This window comes from Stenotrophomonas maltophilia group sp. P373, from assembly GCF_053295075.1.
In genome coordinates this window covers 2683068-2702799 of record NZ_CM129994.1, presented here as the reverse complement: position 1 = coordinate 2702799, position 19732 = coordinate 2683068, and the positions used below count along the sequence as shown (strand labels likewise).

Annotated in this window: 16 protein-coding genes, 1 tRNA gene and 1 pseudogene; 10 read left to right on the top strand and 8 right to left on the bottom strand. The window is 63.2% G+C overall.

The features are described from left to right. Positions 1–4: 4 nt before the first annotated feature. Positions 5–997 (top strand): LysR family transcriptional regulator, encoded by a 993-nt coding sequence (locus ACSYHF_RS12620; protein ID WP_005410175.1) that lies wholly within the window; start codon positions 5–7, stop codon positions 995–997. Between the two features lie 81 nt (positions 998–1078). On the opposite strand, the gene ACSYHF_RS12615 is transcribed toward ACSYHF_RS12620, so the two are convergent. Then, entirely contained in the window at positions 1079–2149 is a 1071-nt protein-coding gene (locus ACSYHF_RS12615) for a DUF4241 domain-containing protein (protein WP_111127343.1), read from the bottom strand. A 124-nt stretch (positions 2150–2273) separates the two neighbouring features. On the opposite strand from ACSYHF_RS12615, the gene ACSYHF_RS12610 reads away from it, so the two are divergent. The 3 genes from ACSYHF_RS12610 (at position 2274) to ACSYHF_RS12600 (ending at position 3794) form a co-directional block, all read left to right on the top strand. Next, positions 2274–2363: transfer RNA gene (locus ACSYHF_RS12610), tRNA-Ser, on the top strand. A 726-nt stretch (positions 2364–3089) separates the two neighbouring features. Next, complete coding sequence (locus ACSYHF_RS12605) at positions 3090–3287, top strand: hypothetical protein (protein ID WP_111127318.1); 198 nt, start codon at positions 3090–3092, stop codon at positions 3285–3287. Positions 3288–3341: 54 nt separating this feature from the next. Continuing rightward, positions 3342–3794, top strand: coding sequence for a type II toxin-antitoxin system YhaV family toxin (locus ACSYHF_RS12600; protein WP_111127316.1), 453 nt, complete (start codon positions 3342–3344; stop codon positions 3792–3794). A 5-nt stretch (positions 3795–3799) separates the two neighbouring features. On the opposite strand, the gene ACSYHF_RS12595 is transcribed toward ACSYHF_RS12600, so the two are convergent. Next, positions 3800–5065, bottom strand: a complete 1266-nt coding sequence (locus ACSYHF_RS12595; protein ID WP_111127314.1) for an ATP-binding protein — start codon at positions 5063–5065, stop codon at positions 3800–3802. Between the two features lie 179 nt (positions 5066–5244). Continuing rightward, a pseudogene (locus ACSYHF_RS12590) lies at positions 5245–5723 on the bottom strand (hypothetical protein); the annotation flags it as partial. 456 nt (positions 5724–6179) lie between these two features. Between ACSYHF_RS12590 and ACSYHF_RS12585 the strand changes: the two are divergent. Continuing rightward, the gene (locus ACSYHF_RS12585) at positions 6180–6773 is read left to right on the top strand and encodes a suppressor of fused domain protein (protein ID WP_111127312.1); all 594 of its coding nucleotides are present in this window, start codon (positions 6180–6182) and stop codon (positions 6771–6773) included. Between the two features lie 257 nt (positions 6774–7030). Here ACSYHF_RS12585 and ACSYHF_RS12580 read toward each other — a convergent pair whose 3' ends face one another. Next, the gene (locus ACSYHF_RS12580; RefSeq protein WP_111127310.1) at positions 7031–9784 is read right to left on the bottom strand and encodes a UvrD-helicase domain-containing protein; all 2754 of its coding nucleotides are present in this window, start codon (positions 9782–9784) and stop codon (positions 7031–7033) included. 151 nt (positions 9785–9935) lie between these two features. Further along, positions 9936–10925: an acrylyl-CoA reductase (NADPH) gene (gene acuI / locus ACSYHF_RS12575; protein ID WP_005417278.1), complete on the bottom strand. Its 990-nt coding sequence runs from the start codon at positions 10923–10925 to the stop codon at positions 9936–9938. 101 nt (positions 10926–11026) lie between these two features. On the opposite strand from acuI, the gene ACSYHF_RS12570 reads away from it, so the two are divergent. Beyond that, positions 11027–11380 carry a winged helix-turn-helix transcriptional regulator gene (locus ACSYHF_RS12570; protein ID WP_032954284.1) on the top strand — a complete coding sequence of 118 codons (354 nt, stop codon included), beginning with the start codon at positions 11027–11029 and terminating at the stop codon, positions 11378–11380. 55 nt (positions 11381–11435) lie between these two features. Here the strand turns inward: ACSYHF_RS12570 and ACSYHF_RS12565 are convergent, their stop codons facing one another. Continuing rightward, complete coding sequence (locus ACSYHF_RS12565; protein WP_005417274.1) at positions 11436–11885, bottom strand: DUF3592 domain-containing protein; 450 nt, start codon at positions 11883–11885, stop codon at positions 11436–11438. Positions 11886–12519: 634 nt separating this feature from the next. Here ACSYHF_RS12565 and ACSYHF_RS12560 point away from each other — a divergent pair. The 3 genes from ACSYHF_RS12560 (at position 12520) to ACSYHF_RS12550 (ending at position 15212) form a co-directional block, all read left to right on the top strand. Further along, entirely contained in the window at positions 12520–12927 is a 408-nt protein-coding gene (locus ACSYHF_RS12560) for a hypothetical protein (RefSeq protein WP_065179543.1), read from the top strand. Between the two features lie 76 nt (positions 12928–13003). After that, positions 13004–13870: a Smlt3025 familytype IV secretion system inhibitor gene (locus ACSYHF_RS12555; protein ID WP_065179542.1), complete on the top strand. Its 867-nt coding sequence runs from the start codon at positions 13004–13006 to the stop codon at positions 13868–13870. A gap of 19 nt (positions 13871–13889) precedes the next feature. Further along, positions 13890–15212, top strand: coding sequence for a Smlt3024 family type IV secretion system effector (locus ACSYHF_RS12550; RefSeq protein ID WP_005417268.1), 1323 nt, complete (start codon positions 13890–13892; stop codon positions 15210–15212). A 49-nt stretch (positions 15213–15261) separates the two neighbouring features. Here ACSYHF_RS12550 and ACSYHF_RS12545 read toward each other — a convergent pair whose 3' ends face one another. Continuing rightward, positions 15262–17403 (bottom strand): TonB-dependent siderophore receptor, encoded by a 2142-nt coding sequence (locus ACSYHF_RS12545; protein WP_111174764.1) that lies wholly within the window; start codon positions 17401–17403, stop codon positions 15262–15264. 72 nt (positions 17404–17475) lie between these two features. Continuing rightward, positions 17476–18120 (bottom strand): TetR/AcrR family transcriptional regulator, encoded by a 645-nt coding sequence (locus ACSYHF_RS12540; RefSeq protein ID WP_111127300.1) that lies wholly within the window; start codon positions 18118–18120, stop codon positions 17476–17478. An 81-nt stretch (positions 18121–18201) separates the two neighbouring features. Between ACSYHF_RS12540 and ACSYHF_RS12535 the strand changes: the two genes are divergently transcribed. Next, a complete protein-coding gene (locus tag ACSYHF_RS12535) occupies positions 18202–19725 on the top strand; it encodes an FAD-dependent monooxygenase (protein ID WP_111127298.1) in 1524 nt (507 codons plus the stop codon). Positions 19726–19732: the final 7 nt, after the last annotated feature.

Here is a 19732-nt window from a genome sequence, read left to right as displayed (position 1 = left end):
GGGTATGCATGACCTGAATGACCTGTACTACTTCGCGATGGTGGTCGACCACGGCGGATTCGCCGCCGCCGAGCGCGCACTGGGTATTCCCAAGTCGCGCCTGAGCCGCCGCATCAGCCAGCTGGAAACCGACCTGGGGGTACGCCTGCTGCAGCGCTCCACGCGCCGTTTCGCGGTCACCGATGTCGGCACCAGCGTGCATCGCCATGCGCAGACAATGCTGGCCGAGGCCCAGGCCGCCCGCGAAGTGGTGGACCGCCTCAGCGCGGAGCCGCGCGGCGTGGTGCGCGCCAGCGTGCCGGTGTCACTGGCGCAGATGCAGCTGCCCAAGCTGCTGCCCAAGTTCCTTGAGCAGTACCCGAAGGTGCGGCTGCAGCTGAACATCAGCAACCGCCGCGTGGATATCATCAATGAAGGCTACGACGTCGCCCTGCGCGTGCGTTCGCGCCTGGATGACGACGGCAGCCTGGTGATGCGCAGCTTCGGCCAGGTGCAGGAACTGCTGGTGGCCAGCCCGAAGTACCTGGACCGCGCCGGACGCCCCAAGGACCCGGAAGAGCTCACCCAGCACGTCACCCTCAGCATCAGCGAAGACGAAGCACGCCAGCGCTGGGAACTGCATGGCCCGGAAGGCGAAGTGCGCCGGGTCGACTTGCAGCCGCGCGTGGCCGGTTTCGACTTCCCGCTGCTGCAGAGCATGGTGAAGGACGGTTTCGGCATCACCATGCTGCCGGAGACCGTGTGCGCCGACGCCGTGCGCAACGGCGAGCTGGAAGTGGTGCTGCCGGACTGGTCACTGCCGCAGGGCGTGTGCCACGCCGTGTTCGCCTCGCGCCGCGGCCTGCTGCCGGCGGTGCGCGTGTTCATCGACTTCCTGGCCGAGCACCTGCCGCCGCAGCTGGAGGCCTCGCGCCTGGATTGCGGTGGCGCCTGTGAAAAGGCCAAGGAGCGGATCAAGGCCAGTGCGCTGGGCGCGTTGGCAGTGGATGCGGGCTGAGGCACCTGCCCGCAACTGCACCGCCAATCTGTGAAACGGTAGCGCCGGGCCATGCCCGGCGTTGCTGCTTTCCGGCCCCGGTCACTTCCGCCCGAACAACCGGTCCCAGAAGCTGCGCTGCGGCGGTGCGGCCGGTGTGGGCTCGGCCATGACCGGTGCTTCCAGCACCGCCATCAGCTCCGCGCTGCGTGGCTTCTTCAGGAAGCGCGCATAGTCCAGGTAGCTGGTCACCTTGCTCATGTGCAGCCGCTCGGGCATTGCCGGCAACGCGCCGCCCTGCAGGAGTACCCGCAATGCCTCTGGGCGGTCCAGACGGATCGCCTCGAACACGGCGGTGCCGCCGCAACCAGGCTCGATCTGGTTGGCGCGCTGTGGCGCATCCTTCAGCAGGTCGCGCAATGCGTTAGCATCATCGCGTTCCACCGCCGCTACAAGCCGTGCCAGCGCTTCAGCCTCTTCGTATGGGAGGCTGTCGCGATAGGCCTGGTCGGCGATCTCGCGCTCGTCGCGCCCGTCTCCGCTCTGGATGCACAGGAAATCGGTGACCAGAGCGACTGGAATGCCGGACGTATCCAGCGCCCAGTAGCTGGGGTAAACGCCGTCGCCCCAGCCGCTGGTGAATACGACCAGGCCGTATGGTGAGTCCTCGCCCCAAGGGCGGTATTCGGCGCCCTCATCCAAGCCGTCATGGTCGATCAGCGCATCCGACCACTCGCCGCCTTCGTCGCCATCGGCCCGTTCGATCAGGGCCAGCAGTGCCTGCTGGGTGTCGGTGTCCATGAAGCAGCCGATGCCGGCGTCGACCGGGTAGCCGATGAAGCTGTCCTCATCCAGTCCGGTCAGGTCCTGCGTGGTCCAGCGCGCCATCTGCCAGTGCAGGGCAGATGCCGTGAGGGCTTCGCGGGGCTTGAACCAGACCACGGCCAGTGCCGGGCGGCCGCTGTGCACGATGATCTCGACCGCATGCCGGCCCAGCGGGGCGGTGTAGTCGGCCAGCGCGGGCGCTTCGGCCTGGACCAGCGGATCGCAGACCACCAGGTGCCCGCTGCTGACCGGCAGGTGCCCGGCGAACGTGCGGTGCAGGGCCACTGCGGCCAGCTGGGTGTCGTCCAGCAGGGTGGTGCGCAGGTTGGCCAGGTCGAGATGGGCCATGGGGGCTCCGATTGCAGTGAAGGCCCCACCGTGCCGGATGCGAAGGTCGGGAGCAAGGGTGGTCTTGGGCAAATGCCCTTCACGTGCGAGAATACGCCGCTGCCCGGGCGACCGGGACCCGATTGGAGAGATGGCCGAGCGGTTTAAGGCACCGGTCTTGAAAACCGGCGAAGGGTCAAACCTTCCGTGGGTTCGAATCCCACTCTCTCCGCCAGTCTTTGCAAAAAGCTCCTAGAAATAGGGGCTTTTTCGTTTCTACAGCTTTCGCTACCCGCCCGCTTACCCATCCACCTGCAAAGGTCGATTCTGCTCGAACTGCTGCCGAACTTTCAGCCGCGCCCATGATGGCTTCCGATGCGGCGAGCCCTGATAGGACGGTCGGCCAGCCCAAGCTGGAACTGCTGAGCGCTGCAGCTTTTGGTTGCTGTAGGCACAGACGTGTGAGCGGCGAGCCTGGCCCAACGCAAGCGCTACGCCGAGCTCTGGTGCGCGGTCAGGTCTACCTAGAGTTGCGCCTGCGAGCAGCCGTGGCCCGGCTGCTGGACACCAGGCCGAGCGAACCGCTCGAACCGCTGCCCGGCCTGCCGCCGACCCGCGAGCACCTGCAATAGGCTCAGCGCTTGGCCGAGACGGGGGGCGAAGGGGTTGGAGCGGGTCAAGGAAGGGCTGGAGCCGCGCAGGCCGCCAGCTTAGCGAGGTGGTGATTCTCTGAGAATTTGTTTTGTTAAATCAATCGGTTGCGGGTATTGGGGGCCGGGAGTGGACTCCGCGCGAAGGTGCAAAGGGACAGATACCAAATCTGGTGACGGCTGCTTAGCTACCAAAGGTTGACACTTTTTACAGTTGTCAATAGACTTGACACCGAGAAATTTATGGCTTTTAACGGTTCGAGGGCGGGCGATTGCTTGCCCTTTGTGCTGCCCGGAGTCAAGGAGTGATTATGAATGGCGTTGCGAAATCTGTTGATCTGAGCTTTGCCGACGATGTTGAGGTGGCAGAGGCGTTGATGCTGTCCATGTTCGACAGGGAAGTGAGGTCTGGCGATGCGATCGTTGATTTGACGGCCGCCTTGCGTGACCGGGTGTCTCTCCTTCGACTGAAGGCTGAGCGCTTCCAAGGCGCCCACTCGGAGGGGTAAGCTTGGCGCCCTCGCGGCTTTCGTTGAGCTGCGATTCTTCAGCTAGGGGGCTGCTTGATCGTCAAGGGATGGAAGTTGAAGGCGCATCGCCTTTTCTTGGAAAAGTACGAGCAGCTTCTTGCTGCAGTCGAGCGTAAGGCTGAAGATGATCCAGAAGGATTCGCGGATTCTCCCGATTGGAAGTTGCTCGATCGCCTTGACCGGGTAATTTTTGAGCGTGTACCCCAGGACCCAACTCACGTTGATTATGTCGTGAGTACACTTGGTCGTGCCGCATGGCGTCGAGTGAAAGGGGGCATGCCGTCGAGATATCGATTGTTCTTCCAGTTCCGCAGCGACAGGCGAACTATCATCTACGCCTGGTACAACGACGAGAATACACTTCGGAAGGCGGGGGCGCGTACCGATGTCTATGTCGTATTTAAGGCCCTATTGAAGCGCGGAACTGTGCCGTCCGATTTCGAAGAACTAGAGAGGCACGCGGCCTCTTTAGCAGTTAAGTCCTAGACTAGTCACCATTGGTCCGAAAGTTCGAGCTGACGACGATTCTGATAGACCTCGGCGGTATCGTCGTCAATCATTCCGGTTGCTAAGCCCTTCAGTATGACGAATGGTTGCATAAGCGGGTCGCTAAATCGATAGCGATAATTTCTTGATTCGCCATCTCGGTGCAATACGCCGCCCCTCTGCTCATTGCAGAATTCGTTCATATGGGACGCGAATGTTGCTGGCTTGTAGTTCTTACCTGGAAGGATGCGATTCAGGGGTTGAGTGACCGCGGATTGCTGGAATGCACCGAGTTCGTCTCCTTTGGCCAGCGCACATGCGAGCAGCACATGCGCAAAGAGTGCATCATTACGTGGGCTGCGAATAGCCTTCATATAGCTATCTTGAATGCTCTGATCCAGTTCGCTGACAGAGGCGCTTAGCGCGCTGCTCACGTCAACGGCATTGATCTCTCGACGATGCTCATCGAGAGCCGCGCGTCCGGAATGCATGCCGATAAGCTGCGCATAGAATGGCAGTCCGCGCGCTAGGAAAGTCATCTTCCACATCGCTTCCTCATCTGCTCGCATGCCGCAACGCTTGTAGCGGGTGGCAATAATCTGGGCCAGCTCCTGCTGTGACATTCGAGGCATCTTCACCTGAACCATCGCGCGGGCAACGGAGCGATGCCCCTCGATAAGTTGGCCAACGTCATCAGCTACGCCAACTAGGACAATAGTCGCCCGACTCGAGTAATCTGAGAGAGCCTTAAGTGTGTCAGCAATCGCCGCCGTGACCTCGGTCGATTGGATTCGGTCGAATTCATCGATGACGATCAGCGCCGATGCTCTTGCAGGTATGGCGCTCAACGTCACCACAATGTCGTCAATAGATAGCTCGCCATAATGCTGATCGCAAATATTTTCGAATAGCTGTGCGATCTCCCTGTCCACTCGCGCGTCAGTCATAAGCCTACGGAAGATCTTTTTCCAAAGGCTAGTAAAATTCTCCCCGGGTTCGGCATTTAGTTTTGCATACAGGGTTTTGAAGAGAGGATTGCGGACGACTAGGTTCAGCACGTTTGCTAGAGATGTTTTTCCAACGCCTCGCTCTCCGAATATCAACGCGTGACGACCGCGCTGCTCCACCGCATCAATCAGCAAGCGCAACTGGTCCAGTCGGCCGGCGAAAAGATCCCTTTCAAGCACGGGTGCGCCCGGGCTAAAGGCTTCATTGAGCTCCGACCGGATCGCATGAACAGTCTCAATGTTGGAAATTGATTTGGTGAACATCGATGTGGTGACTGCCTTGTGATTGGTCTAAGAGAACTCGAGCCGCCTTCGCGTCGCAGTAGTAGCCTACCGGCGTTGCTAGGTTTGATCCAGTCCAAGTCCACGCGTCGAAGCTGTTCGAGCGTTCTGGGGCTCTACTTAGCCCTTAATCTGCTTTCAGCGAATGCTGACCGGGCCTCCATCCTCTTTCGCCGCTTCTCTAGCACCGCCCCGGACAACAACTGCTGATGCAGCTTGGCGAGGTGCCGGCGAACGCCATCCTGCAGCTCCTCGCGTCGATTCATCTGGAACGCCTGCAACACCGGGCTCATAGCCGGTGTAGTAGAACGAACCTCCTTTACGATCTGCGCGGGGTTCCTGCTGACGAAGTGACTGGAGGCATTGCAGAGAGCCTGAGGGCATGGGCAATGAAGGTCCGCATTAAGTCGATCAGGTCCACATCGGGCATTGGCTTGACACCCTGTTCGGGCAGCTCATGGTCCGGGTCCGGGTCCGGGTCCGGGTCCGGGTCGAGTTCGATGTCAGGCGCACCAATCCGCTCCGCAAGGTCCTGCAGGGCATGTCCACTGCGCAGGCCAAACGACGTCGTCTGGACCAGCGCGGTGCCGCGCGCCACATGCCGCTGGCGCTTCCAGTGCATCCCTTCGCTGTAGTTGGCAAGCGGCCGATGCGCCGCACAAGGATGCCGTCAGCTATCACAGCGCAAGCATGACGCTATCGACCCCTTGTCCGCTGGAGCCCCGTACCTCGCGCACTCTTACGTTCAAAAGTTGGTTACAGCCAACACAGCCCAACGGTATGGCCTTGTGGGGGAAAGATGGAAGCGGTGGTTTCAATTGCGTCGCCACCTTTCATCAGATTCCGCATAGTTGCATTGACTCGCCATCTCCCTTCGTTAGACTGCCGCGCCTCATGCGTGTCTATAAGGGCGCCAACCTCGACCTAGATTTGTGCGATGCCGTCGGGCTGTGAATTGACCTCGCCTCTGCGCTACTCAGTGTGAGGCAGCGTTACATAGAAAGTCTGACCCCAACTCCAGCCTCTACAGGACTAGCGCGTTGTCGTGAGGCCAGGAGAACGGAAAAGTACAATCGACTGATGTTCGGAGTGAGACATGCCTATCCCAAGTGCTCAATGCAGATTGGTAGCTAAGTACGAACAGAAAATATTTGGCGGCACACCACAGGTCCGCGAATACCTGGATGAGGCAGGGACTGCGTCAATCGACATGCTGACATGCCTAGACCCCGTCGACCCGGAGATTGTATCGATCGGAACGATCGGTGTGTCGGAGGTTGCGTTGATTACAGGTTCTGGCGATGAGCTCTTCACGAGAGTTGAGCTATGTGCTGCAGCGCTCGCCTCTGAGGGCTACTGGGTGAATGCCGTTGCGTCAGTCGCGCTCCACATCATAAAGAATAAGAGATCTGTACTTCCGGGGTGCGTTGTGGAGAACATATTTCGTGATTACATTCCAAATCCAAGGATGCCTCACGTTTATCTGGCTGTACCATTCTTCTGGAATGAAGATCATTTTCCGCAGCTTGATATTCCGCCGCTGCAGGTCAACTGGCTTCAATGCATCTCGATCTACGAGGAGGAGCGCTTTTTTATCCAGGAATTTGGCAGCGACGCCTTTGAAGCCCGGCTCGTCGACCAGAATGTGAACATACTGGACATGTCGAGGCAGCAGGCAGTGCCGGATTGAGGTGTTGACGCCCTGGCTGAGTCGGTCGGTCGAGAAGGGGCGGCATGATGCCGCTCATCACCTCGATCTGGTGTAGGACCAACGCCAGCGGTCTCGCGAGATGCCACTGTTCCATGGGGTCATCCATCGAAAGTTGACGAGGTCCAGCTGCAGGCATGGATGGCCGATCCCCTGACGGGACCAAGCCCCGGGCATAACTCTTGATGAAAGTTTGGCCAGGTCTAACATCGCCGCGCTGAGTGCGCAGATGAATGCACTTACCCGCGTCGTCCACCCTTCGGCCTGTTGTGGCACAACGGATAGCTCGAGCACGACCGGAAAGCCCCATGCGGTCCATTGCGGTCCACAAACACGCCAACCTTGCACACTGAGCAGCGTTCTTCATTGACGGCCACGCCAGACAGGCTTGTTATTTCCACTGCCCCGTCCTCCACCAGCTCATCCAGGAATGGCGAGTGCTTGCCCTGCAGGGTGAACATCGCAACCGACCGTCGCGCACGCGTCAGCGCGACATAGAACAGGCGTCGTTCTTCGCTCAGCGGATAGGTATCACCATCCGGCATCGCCAGCGAAAGCACCGGGTCATCGGCGCGCAGGCTCGGGAAGCTGCGGTTGATCATGCCCGGCAGGATCACGTAGTCCGCCTCGCGCCCCTTCGATCGATGTGCGGTCAGGAACTCGACGTCCATCGTGCTGCCAAAGGCCGTCTTCCAATCCGAAGGCACCGCGCCGCGGTCCGCGCGGTAGCGCCCCAGAACAAAGACCGTCACGCGCCCGTTGCGGCCCTGCGCCACCGCGCCTGACAATAGTTGCTGGTGCAGTTTCGACAGGTATTGGCGAACGCCATCCTGCACCTCCTCACGCCGGTTCATCTGGAACGCCTGCAGCACCGGGCCCATTGCCGGCGCAGCAGAGCGGACCTTCTTGGCGATCTGCGCGGGGTTGCGGCTGATGAAGCGGCTGGAAACATCACACAGTGCCTGCGGGCATCGGAATGTCTGCTCCAGTTTCAGCACCTGGCCATGCCCCATCCATTCACGGAATCCGGTCATCACCGAAACGTCGGCGCCAGCGAAGCGATTGATCGACTGCCAGTCATCGCCCACCGCAAACAGATAGCGGCCCGGTTGGCTGACCAGCGCACGGCAGAGGCGCGCACGGGCGCGCGAGGCATCCTGGAATTCGTCGGCCATCACCAGATCGTAGGGTGATTCATAGTGGCCCTGTTCCAGCAGCCCGGCGGCCATGTTGAGCATGTCCTCGAAATCGATGCTGCGCTCGTCAGCCAGTGCATCGTCCCAGGCCTGGAAAACCGGCCCGGCGATCTCCAGGAAGCGCCGGTAGCGTTCCTTGAACTGATCCTCAGGCATCTGCCGCAGGCGTGCGGCCATGTCATCCAGCGTCAGGCAGTTGCTCTTGGCATGCGCAATGAAGGTGCGCATCAGGCCAATCAGGTCTGCATCCGGCATCGGCTTGGCGCCCTGGTCAGGCAGCTCGCGGTCCGGGTGCGGGTCGAGTTCGACACCAGACGCACCCAGCCGCTCGGCAAGATGCTGCAGGGCCTGTCCACTGCGCAGGCCGAACGACGTCGTTTCGACCAGTGCGGTGCCGCGTGCCGCATGCTGCTGCCGCTTCCAGCGCATCCCTTCGCTGTAGTTGGCAAAGTGCTTCGGCGGCTGGCCATCGGCATCCAGCGCAAAGTGCTCGTGATACAGCTGGGCGTCCGGATAGTAGAAGTCAGGACGATACTGGCGGTGGGTATCCGTCGCGGTATCGAACTCGTAGCGCCGCTCGTAGTCGTACGCCACGCCGTTGTAGAACAGCCAGTCGGCGATGACGCACTCTTCCAGGCTCTTCACTCGCTCACCCTGCAGGGTACGCATGTAGGGCGTGCCATCGCGGTCGTAACCATCGGCCATCATGTCGGCACCCAACGGCGGCAGATCGCGTCCGAACACCAGGCGGAACATGTCCCACTGGGTGCGGAAGTGGGTCGAACGGTCCTTCAGGTCGTCCACCAGTTCGGCCAGCTTGTTGAAGCCCAGCGTCGCGTCGACCGCCCATTCCGGGATATCCGGCTTGCGCCCTGTGGCCTTGGCGATGAGGGACAGGCCCAGGGCGTGGAAGGTCCAGGCTTCCACCATGGTGTCGCCCATGCCGAGCCGGTCGAAGCATCGCTGCGCGCGCTCTTCCAGCTCCTGAGCGGCGTCCTTGTTGAAGGCGAGCATCACAATCCGTTCGGGCTGGAAAAAGCCGCGATCGATGGCATAAGCGGCCTTGGCAACCATCGTGGAGGTCTTGCCAGAGCCGGCCGCGGCCACGACCTGCACCCGGTTGTCGAAGCAGATGACGGCGCGGGCCTGCTCCTCGGTCAGCGGCCTGCTCTCGACCCGGTCCAGGAAGGGCTTGGCCAGACCCAGTTCACGGGTCGCCATTGCCTCATTGGCGTCCGCCCACATGGCGGGCCAATCCAGCTGCCAGTCGTGCAGTGCATCCAGTGCCATGCGGTGGCGGTCCGAGTGCAGGTCGTCATGCACCTCCTCGTCGAGGAACAGCTGCTCCAGCTCGGCTGACGTGAGGGGCAGGGACGGGCGTTCGGCCAGCAACGCCTGCTGCTGTTCGTACGTGATCCAGCGGCGGCCGGTGGTGCCTCGGTCGGTAAGCGCATCTGCCTCGGCCAGCCACGCCTGGATCTGCGCCAGAACGTGCTCAAACAGTGCCTTGCGCCCTCGTCTGGAGCGCGCGAAAAGCACGTGCTGAACGGCAGCGGCAAGCCCGGAGCCCTGGCTGTTGGGCAGCCCATCCACGGACAGTGCTTCACCGTGCTCGGTCGTCAGTTCGACCCGGGACCAGAGCACGCCGCGAACGACCCGCACGCTGTGTTCGTTCGCCACATGCTGGTGGTATTGCCTGCCGTCGATCAAAAGCGCGAGCTGTTCGCCATCCAGCCGCAACTGCCAGTCCGGCGAGCGGGTCACACGCTGGCCCCAGACCGAGGGGCGCCATTCCATAGACATCCAGATACTGCCTTGCGTACGTCACCGGGCGTAAAGCGCCCTTGCCGCCCCATGATAAGGCGGCTTGGCGTGGCACGCTGCGTTTTCCGGTCAGTCGCGCGCGTGAGCCAGCGATGGCATTGCACCCTCGCCAGCGCGACAGGCGTCAGGCGTTCACATCCACGACGATGCGGCCGCGCACCTTGCCGGGGATGATCTGCTCATAGACATCCAGCACCTCGGCGAGGCCGATCTGCTGCACGGTGCTTTCCAGCTTCTGCGGGTCCAGGTCGGTCGCAAGCCGATCCCAGGCGCGCTGGCGAACCTCTTGTGGGGCATTCACCGAATCCACGCCGGCCAGGGTCACGTTGCGCAGGATGAAGGGCAATACCGAGCCGTGCAGAGCGTCGCTCTGCGCCAGGCCGCACGCGGCCACGGCACCGCGATACTTCGTCTCGGCGATGGCGTTGACCAGGGTAGGGCCGCCGGCCACATCCACCACGCCGGCCCAGCGTTCGGCACTCACCGGCCGCTCGCGCGGCTCCGAAAGCTGCGCACGATCGATGATCTCGGCCGCACCCAGGTTGTGCAGATACTCAGCATGCTCCGGGCGTCCGGTGGCGGCTACCACGCGATAGCCCAGCTTCGACAGGATCGCCACCGCAATCGAGCCGACGCCACCGTTGGCGCCAGTCACCAGCACATCGCCCTTCTCGGGCGTCACCCCGGCATGTTCCAGGGCCAGCACGCACAGCATCGCGGTATAGCCAGCGGTACCGATGGCCATGGCGTCACGGGTGCTCAGGTTGCCAGGAATCCGGTTGAGCCATTCGCCGCGTACGCGGGCGCGCTGTGCCAGGCCGCCGTGGTGGCCCATGCTCAGGTCCCAGCCATTGAGCACGACGCGGTCGCCTGGCTTGAAGTCGGCCCTGCTGGATTCCAGTACCACGCCTGCCAGATCGATGCCGGGAATGAGCGGGAATCTCCGGATGATCGGACTCTTGCCGGTGAGCGCAAGCGCATCCTTGTAGTTGAGCGTGGAGTACTCGACCTGCACCAGGACATCGCCGTCCATCAGGTCCGCCTCGTCGAAATCGACCAGCTCGGTCGAAAGCTGGTTGTTCGTCTTGCCGGTCAGCAGGGCTTTGAACGTCATGGATGGCCTCACATTCATGGAATGGGGCCATGCTAGGCTCGTGCCACTATTGCAACAAGAACGATGATTTTCCGTAGGTACTATGGTTTTCCGGAGTATGCATGCGTAGCAGGCGTTGGGATGGCAAGAGCGGGTGTGCGGTGGAAGTCACGCTGTCCGTGATCGGTGGCGTGTGGAAGCCGATCATTCTGTTTCACCTGATGACCGGCAAGCGACGTTTCATGGAACTGACGCGGCGGGTGCCTAATGCCACCCAGTCCATGCTCACCAGCCAGCTGCGTGAACTGGAAGCCGATGGCGTGGTGATCCGCCACGTGTATCCGGAAGTGCCACCCAAGGTGGAATACGAGCTGTCCGAGTTCGGTCGCACGCTGGTGCCGGTGCTGCTGGCCATGCGCGAGTGGGGCGAGACCTATCGCGGCCATGGAAGCACGGAAGGCGATTGCCAGAGTTGAAGAGACTTTTGGCTCTGCGCGAGCGCATTGGTGGATGCGCTCGCGCCTGGATGGGTCAGGCCGGCTGCGCTTTCCGGCCCTGCACCACCCGGGTGGCCAGCAGTGCCAGGGTGACCAGCCCGGAGGCGATTGCCAGCCACAACAACAGCAGGGAGTTGTCCGCTTCGCCAACGGCCATCGCCACGGACGGGTCTTTGGCGTTGTAGCGGATATCAATTTCCTCCGCCTCGTCGGTGGCACGCATCCGATTACCAAGGTCGTTGGAGACCGCAATCTTCTCAACGCGTGATTGGCCGTCTTCAGTTTCGAACTCGACATTCAGGACGAAGTTGCTCTTTCTGCCCCTCTTCTCATCCCAATGCACCTCGGTGACGAGGCCCACCGCATCGCGCCCTTCAGCGCCATCAGTAAGCGCATGACGATGATGATCGTTGTAGGCGGCCACGGAAAGTGCGACAGCTATACCAGCGGCAACAAGGATGTTGCGCCAGGAAGTGAATTCCATGATGAGCTCCTGATCCATTGAGGTCGGCGACTATAGTCATCAGCTCGCGGATCTCGTATGAAAATGGCGCGGCGCGCACATTCCGTTGTGATCAGATCTCGCGCTCGAATATAGCTCTGGGCGCTTCCATGCAACGGTTCCCGGTGTGTCTCCAGCGCGGGCCGATGGTGTTCGAGCTGGAAGGGAAGGCCGTGCGTATTGCGACTTTCTGCGCGATCGCCATAGCCGGTGTGTCGTGTCCGGCTCGAAGTGATCGTTGGGTCCCACGCGCAGGCAGGCGCGATGTACCAACGAAGCGCGTCAGTCGGTGGGCGGTTCGCCATCCCGTGACGCAACCAGCGTAGGAACGTGTCAGCGCGGACTTTTCCTACTTTCCATCCACGACGGAGTGCGCCCATTATCGCCGCGCCAAGGCACTCGCCCTGGCCGGGATTGGCGTCTCGAACTTACGTAGTACAAGGCGTCGTAGTTGCAACGTATGTTGCGATCACGACAATGCACTCTCTGTCAGTTCATGGCGGATGGTGCGTGGGGGTCTTAGGGCCCGTCGGCTTTCGTACTACGTATCCGGCACGCCAACCCGCACCGTCCGCCACCTTGCATCTGCAGGTGGCCACATCGTGAGGTTGCCGTCATGCCCGAACGTCTTCCCGACCATCCCCGCCTGCATGCGCTGCTGGGCGCCGCCGTGCGCGATCTTCCCGCTGCCTTGGCCGAAACGCTGGAGGACGCGCTCCGCGAATCCGCCGAGTTCGTCACGCCATCGGCATTCTTTGCACATCTGGCAGGCCACGGCAGGAACCTGCGCGCTGATGGCGAGGCCTGGAGTGAAATGTGCCTGAGCCCCGGCCGCGCCTTCGACATGGCCCTGGCGACCCGAAGCATTTCGGGCATCACGGCGTTGACCGCGGTGCTGCACGCTGCGCATGTGGCGCGGGAGAGCGACGATCCCGCCTGCTGTCCCTCCGCCGCCGTGGTCGAGGGCCTGTTCAACGCCTGCCAAGTGCTGTCACTGCAGGTAGAGCGCTGCCTGGTTCCATGAAGGGCTGCGATGCGGTTCCTGTTCCGTTGACGCCCGGCTCCTTATAGTGGCGCTGGAACCCTGCAATGGAATGCCCATGCACGTGATGTCCCCGAGCCGTTGCCTGACGCTTGCACTTGCCGTCGCGGTGAGCGCCAGCGCATGTGCACGGTCACCGTCCACCGAACACGAAAGGAATCCCGCCATGTCCGGCGCAACGCAGACCGGCCGCACGATCAACGGCCACACCTATACCGATGCGCCCGTGGACGTGAAGCTCGGGCCGAATACCTTCCGCATTCCGGCCAACTACCTGGACAGCCAGATCGCACCGTGGCCAGGCGAGGGCGTGACGCTGGTCATCGAGTGGCCGGACATGAAGCCGACGGCGCCGGGCGCCCGGGCCAATCCGCGTACGAATGATTTCCGGAAGGAGATTGCTGTGGCGATCGACTACATCGATCGTGCGCCAATCGAAACATCATTGGAGCGCTTGTCCTCCAACCAGGCATCCACCGAGGAGGGGTCGGTGGAGCGAAAGGATCCTCGGGATCGGCTCGATCTGCGGATTGCGCAGCCCGATGTCATGGGCCTGACGCCTTACGCCATCGATGAAACGAGGATGGCGGTTTTCTCGAAGGAGTACGAAGCACGCTATGGACAACCGCCCACCCGCAATCCTGCCTATGAAGATGACTGGTACATCGCGCGCGCTCCCAACGGCAACCTGACCACATTCATCAAATGCGAAAACACGGCGTTCCGGGGGGACGGCGTTCGACTGCAGGGCGATCAGGTCATCAGTGAGCAGGGACAAGCCGCCGCGGGGTGCTTCCACTATTTCTCGGATGTGGAGAACAAGCTTTCCATCTCGCTGAACTACAAGCGGGCCTTCCTGGCGGACTGGAAGCGGATGGAAGATGCGGTGCGGGATGTTCTCGCGCGCTCCCGGGTCCGGAAGTGAGTGCATTCAGGAGCAGGCGATGGGCGGATTGACGCAAGAAAATCTCAAGATTCTGGCCAGCTATGCCAAGGCTGGAAACCGCGAGTTGTACTGGAACTATCTGTCGCAGCTGCCGGACGCGGATGGCTATGGGACGCTTGCGCTGGGCGTGGTTCGCAACGACAGCTTGCCTGGCCGCGTTGCAAACAGCTATGCACAGGAGTATGCCCGGCATCAGGAAGGCAAGGGCTCCGGCTTTCCCGACGCGCAGCTGAGCGAGCGCCAATGGGAGATGTTTGGGCAGACGCTTCTGCGCCAGGACCTGGAGCGACGCCTGTTTTGGATGGAGCAGGGGCGATCCGACCTGGCACTGAATCTTCCCGGCAAAGACGTGATGCTGGCTCACGACCGCGCATTTGAACGGCATGAACTCGATCCCAACTGCTGGACGCCGCGCGTGTTGCTGCAGGCGGCTGAACAGAAGAGCGGCCCCGAGAAGCTGGAGCAGATCTGGACCAACATGCTCAACAACGACTACGCCGGCGGCCCGCGCGTAGGCAATACCAGTGTCGATGCCATCAGCCAGATGGGATGGGCGAAGGGCGGCCAGTACCTCACCCGGTTGAGCGTGCTGGAAGCCACTCAGGCATTGGAAGGGCGCTCGGCGGTCGATCCGAACGTCATCGGTGGCAACAGCTACTACGCAATGTACTTCGCAGCGGACAGGAAGTGGGCCAGTGTCAGCGCGGGCGGCGGCCACATGTCGATGCGGGAGATCACCGACCCCGCCCGCATCGCCGAACTCAACGACGCGCGCGAGGTCCGTCTGGAACGCCAGGAAAAACGCACCCAGTTCCACCCGGACGACCCGTACCGGACCATCACCCGCAGCCCGCTGACCGCCGCCGTGGACGACGTGCCGGATCCCTCGCAGGCACCGACCCGCCTGGCCGACATTGGTCCGGGCCACCGCGACTACGCACTGATGCAACAGGTGCGCGAAGGCGTGGCCGCGATCGATGCCGGCGCCGGGCGTACCCACGATGAGAACAGCGAGCGCCTCGTAGCGAGCGTGATGGCATTGGCCCGTCGCAACCAGCTTGAACGGGCCGACCATGTGCTGCTGAGCGCGCAGACCGCCGAGCATCCGGCCGGCCGCAACGTGTTCGTGGTGCAGGGCGAGATGAGCGATCCCGCGCATCTGCGAGCCGTCATGCCTACGGACACGGCAGTGCAGACGCCGGTCGAACACTCGCTGCGGCAGATCGAGGCCGCCAGCCTGGAGCGACAGCAGGCGACCATGCAGCGCCAGCAGGACAACGACGTCCACGCGCGTGACAACCCTGCGATGCGGATGGGCTGAGGTTACGCAGCAGAGCCGCGCGGGCGCCCGGCTCTGCTGGAAGGCCTTCTCAGAAGCGGTAGGCCGCCTGCACATACACCCGCCGCGGCTCGCCCGGGAAGTGCCCGTTGCGTTCGATGAAGCCACTGGCTGCGTACACCTTGTCGAACAGATTCTTGACGTTGGCCTGGAACTGCCACTGCTTCCACGTGGTCTTCCAGCTCATGTCGAATACCGTGTAAGCCTTGACCGTCTGCCCATCCAGGCTGACACGCTCGCCCACATGGTCGGCGCCGAAGCCGATGGCCGAGTTGATCGACGGCAGGTCGTAGCGTGTCCACAGGCCGAGCTTGTTGCGTGGCGCATTCGCGAAGCGGTCGCCTGAGGCATTGGTGATGCCATTCGGTCCGGCGTCCTTCACCCGTGCGTCGTTGTAGGCATAGGTCAGGTTCACCACCCAGCGCTCGGTCACGTCGGCCAGCAGGTCCAGTTCCATGCCTGTGCTGCGTACCAGGCCCAGCGCGGCCAGCTGGTTCACGCCGTCTCGCACTTCGCCGGTGGCCTGCACGATGTTGCTGCGGTCGATGCGGTAGGCCGCCATGTTCAGGGTCACACGGTCGGCCAGCAGGGATTTCAGGCCGATTTCCCATTGCCTGCTGCGCTCAGCGTCGAAGGGCCCACCGGCCGCCGGATTCTGGTTGGCGGCACTCTGCGGCACGAAGCCACTGGCGACGTTGGCGTACAGGTTCACGCCGTCCCGGGCGGCAAAGGTGCTGCCCAGACGCCAGCTGAGCGCATTGCCATCCACGCTGCTGCCACCCATGCGGTCCTCATCCTTGAAGCCATCCCAGCGCAGTCCGGCCAGCACATGCCAGCGGGTGCCCAGTGCCAGCTCATCCTGCAGATAGCCGCCGTAGCGTTTGCTGCGGGTGGCGGTGCTGCGCCAGGGCAGGGTGGCCAGGTTGTAGTCGTGCCAGGTGCTCGCGCCATAGACCGGGTGGAACAGGTCGATGCCGCGCACAGGGCCGGCGCCGCGTGTCAGGTCGGCACTGTTGGCGGTCTGCGCGGTGAAGTCGGCGTCGAGCTGATACACGTCGGCACCGAACAGCACCTTGTGTTCGATACGGCCGGTGTTGATCCGCCAGACGGCATTGCCGCTGGCGGTGAAGGCCTCGTTGTCGCGGATCTGGTTGCGCAGCTGGCGCGTCATCCACTCGGCCACGCCGTCGCGATCACGATCAATCAGCCCCATCGGCTCGTGGTACATCTGGTGCTCGTTGTTGCTGAACCAGCGCGCGGCAATGTCCACGTCCAGGTTGTCGCGCGGTGCGAAACGATACTGCGCCAGTGCGACCTTGGCGCGCATGTCGAGGAAGTCACTGGCCTCGTTGTGGTTCCATCGCCGGTCGGTCAGGAAGCTGCCTGCATCGTTCACCGGCACGCCGCGCAGGCGGTTGCCGCCCAGGTTCTGGGTGATGTCGGTGAACTGCAGCACCAGTTCGCCGGTCTGGCCGACATCGAAGGCCAGCGAGGCATCGCCGATCACGCTTTCGCTGTCGGTATTCCAGCGCACGCCCTGCTCGCTGTCGGCATACAGGCCGGCGCGATAGCGAATGCTGCCGCTGGCATTCAAGGGGCCGGTGCCTTCGATCGATCCGGCGCGGAAGTCCCTGTCGCCTGCCTGCATCTCGATGCGGCGTTCGGCGCGCGCCTTGGGCTTGCGCGTTACATAATTGATGACACCGCCCGCATCACCACCGCCGTACAGCGCACCGGCCGGACCTTTCAACACTTCCACGCGTTCGATATTGAACAGTTGCGGCACCGAGAAGCCTGCATAGGGATCACCGCGAAGGCCGTCGTAGAGCACGTTCTCCTGGCGGAACCCGCGCAGGGTGACGCCGGCATAGCTGAAGAAGCTGATGCCGCTGATGCTGCGGTACAGATCGGTGACCTGGCGCGCCGCCTGGTCGTCGATCAGCTCGCGCGGCACGACCTGGATCGACTGCGGTACCAGTTCCAGCGGGGTATCGGTGCGGGTGCCGACAGCGGCATCGTCGGCCCGGTACAGGGTCTGCGCGCGGCCGCGGACTTCCACTTTGTCCAGGTCTTTCGGGGTGTCAGCGGAGGCCTCGGAAGCCAGTGCAGGTGTAGCCAGGGAAAGGGGCAGCGCCAGGCAGAGGGCGTGCTTGAGCGGGGTTGGAAAGGGCATGAGGGACGAGGCTGGGCTGCAAATGAGAAAGATTAGCATTTGCAGTGCTTCGAGACCTATCCCCCGAATGCGCTATGGACGCGGGCCCGGGTCGGTATACGGGGTGCCGGCCAGGGCCACCAGCACGCCGGTCCCGCCGCGCACGATCAGCTGCAGCATCGCCTGGCGCGGATCCTCACCCTCCTGCTGGCTGGCCAGGCCTCCCTGATAGGCCGCCACCATCGACGCCAGCAGCATCGCCGCACCCAGGCGTGCCTCGGCATCATCCGCTGGCCGCCCGACCGCGCTTGCCATCAACAGCGTGAGGTCGTCGGCCAGCAGTGCCTGCAGCCGTCGCGCGTGCGCCACCAGCACCGGACTGTCGGCCACGGTGGCCCAGAAGGTCGCTGCACCGGAGTTGATCCGCAACAGGGGATGGCCGCTGTCGAGCAGCTCCCTCACCAGAGACTGGAAGGCGGCCAGCGGCGTCATGCCGCGGCGCGCCGCCATGCCCTCGCGCAGCAACGCCCGCGCCTCCTCGTCGCGGTCGAATACCAGGTCCTCCTTGCTGGCGAAATAGTTGAAGACTGTCTTGCGCGAGACCCCGGCGGCCTTGGCGATCTCGGACATCGACACCGCCTCGAAGCCACGCCGGATGATCAGCGCGGTGGCGACATCGGAAATTGCCTGTCGGGTCTGTGCCTTGCGTTGCTCGCGACGGCCTTGGGGCGGGGTCATGGCGGTTGGCTTGTGTAAACGTACACCGAGTGTAACATTGTGCTCACCAGAGCGCCGGGCCGGCGCAGGCGGGGGAACCTGATGCTGTACGACGTTGTCATTGCCGGGGCCGGCCCGGTCGGCCTGTTCCTGTCCTGCGAGCTGGCCCAGGCCGGCTGTTCGGTCCTGCTGCTGGAGCAGGCTGAGTCGCCCGATTCAGCCCTGAAGCGCCTGCCCTTTGGCCTGCGCGGCTTGAACGCGCCCACGTTGGAAGCGCTGGATCGGCGCGGCCTGCTGGACGCGGTCGCAGCCCGCCAGGTGCTGAAGCCGGACAAGGGCGCACCGCCGCCCGGCACCGCCCATTGGCTGGCGCAACCGCGGCCGCTGGGAGGCCACTTCGCCGGCATTCCGTTCGCGCTGGATGACGTGGACAGCGGGCGCTGGCGTGATCGCCTGCCGACCCCGGTACCCACCCAGATGGCGGTGGAGCTTCAGTCGCTGGAAACGGTGCTGGCCGAGCGCGCAGTGTCGCTGGGTGTGCAGATCGAGCGGGGCTGTTCGGTGCAGGCAGTGCAGGCACACGACGCACAGATGCAGGTGCAGACCGGTCGCGGGCTGATGCGGGGCCGATGGCTGGTCGGTTGCGATGGCGCCCGCAGCACGGTACGCAAGCACTCCGGCTTCGAGTTCGCAGGGACGGCGCCCGAGTTCACCGGGTACACGCTGCAGGTTGAGCTGGCCGATCCGTCGGTGCTCACCCCGGGGCGTCAGTTCACCGAATACGGCATGTGCAATTTCAACCCGCCGGGCGTGCTGGCGCTGGCCGATTTCGACGGTGGCGCAGGCCACCGCGGGCCACTGGACCTGCACGCCGCCCAGGCGTTGCTGCGGCGGGTGTCCGGGCGCCAGGCAACGATCACCGCGTTGCATCTGGCCACCACATGGACCGATGCCGCGCGCCAGGCCACGGCCTATCGCAGCGGCCGCGTGCTGTTGGCTGGTGATGCGGCGCACATGCATTCGCCGCTGGGAGGGCAGGGCCTGAATCTCGGCATCGGCGATGCGATGAACCTGGGGTGGAAGCTGGCCGCCGTGGCGCGAGGCGACGTCGCCGAGACGCTGCTGGACAGCTATCAGGCGGAGCGCCATCCGATCGGCGCGCGGGTGCTCGACTGGTCGCGTGCGCAGGTGGCGTTGATGCGACCAGGCCCAGGGCAGCGCGCGCTGGCGGCGGTCTTCGCCGACCTGGCCGCGACCCGCGACGGTGCCACCTATCTCGCTGAGCGGTTGTGGGGCGTGGCACAACCACCGGTGTTCAACGGCGAGCATCCGTGGGTTGGCCAAAGCGTGCCTGACGTCCAGCTGGCCAATGGCGATCGCATGGGGGAGCTGCTGCGCGCAGGGAAGGGCGTGCTGCTGGGGCTCGATACCGGCGTTTCACTCGGCCCGATCTTTGCGCGCTGGCAACGCTCGGTTCCCTGCGTGATATCCACGGCGCGCGATACGATGGGACTGGGTGCGTTGCTGGTCCGCCCTGACGGTATTGTGGCCTGGGCCTGCGATGCTGGCGGCGACACGTCGGGGCTGGAGTCTTCGCTGGAACGCTGGTTCGGTTTGCCGTGGTGAGCGACCG

Excerpts from the sequence above, each read along its gene's own strand:
- ACSYHF_RS12620 (WP_005410175.1), top strand. The coding sequence starts at position 5 with ATGCATGACCTGAATGACCTGTACTACTTCGCGATGGTGGTCGACCAC.
- ACSYHF_RS12615 (WP_111127343.1), bottom strand. The coding sequence starts at position 2,149 with ATGGCCCATCTCGACCTGGCCAACCTGCGCACCACCCTGCTGGACGAC.
- ACSYHF_RS12605 (WP_111127318.1), top strand. The coding sequence starts at position 3,090 with ATGAATGGCGTTGCGAAATCTGTTGATCTGAGCTTTGCCGACGATGTT.
- ACSYHF_RS12595 (WP_111127314.1), bottom strand. The coding sequence starts at position 5,065 with ATGTTCACCAAATCAATTTCCAACATTGAGACTGTTCATGCGATCCGG.
- ACSYHF_RS12585 (WP_111127312.1), top strand. The coding sequence starts at position 6,180 with ATGCCTATCCCAAGTGCTCAATGCAGATTGGTAGCTAAGTACGAACAG.
- ACSYHF_RS12580 (WP_111127310.1), bottom strand. The coding sequence starts at position 9,784 with ATGGAATGGCGCCCCTCGGTCTGGGGCCAGCGTGTGACCCGCTCGCCG.
- acuI (WP_005417278.1), bottom strand. The coding sequence starts at position 10,925 with ATGACGTTCAAAGCCCTGCTGACCGGCAAGACGAACAACCAGCTTTCG.
- ACSYHF_RS12570 (WP_032954284.1), top strand. The coding sequence starts at position 11,027 with ATGCGTAGCAGGCGTTGGGATGGCAAGAGCGGGTGTGCGGTGGAAGTC.
- ACSYHF_RS12565 (WP_005417274.1), bottom strand. The coding sequence starts at position 11,885 with ATGGAATTCACTTCCTGGCGCAACATCCTTGTTGCCGCTGGTATAGCT.
- ACSYHF_RS12560 (WP_065179543.1), top strand. The coding sequence starts at position 12,520 with ATGCCCGAACGTCTTCCCGACCATCCCCGCCTGCATGCGCTGCTGGGC.
- ACSYHF_RS12555 (WP_065179542.1), top strand. The coding sequence starts at position 13,004 with ATGCACGTGATGTCCCCGAGCCGTTGCCTGACGCTTGCACTTGCCGTC.
- ACSYHF_RS12550 (WP_005417268.1), top strand. The coding sequence starts at position 13,890 with ATGGGCGGATTGACGCAAGAAAATCTCAAGATTCTGGCCAGCTATGCC.
- ACSYHF_RS12545 (WP_111174764.1), bottom strand. The coding sequence starts at position 17,403 with ATGCCCTTTCCAACCCCGCTCAAGCACGCCCTCTGCCTGGCGCTGCCC.
- ACSYHF_RS12540 (WP_111127300.1), bottom strand. The coding sequence starts at position 18,120 with ATGACCCCGCCCCAAGGCCGTCGCGAGCAACGCAAGGCACAGACCCGA.
- ACSYHF_RS12535 (WP_111127298.1), top strand. The coding sequence starts at position 18,202 with ATGCTGTACGACGTTGTCATTGCCGGGGCCGGCCCGGTCGGCCTGTTC.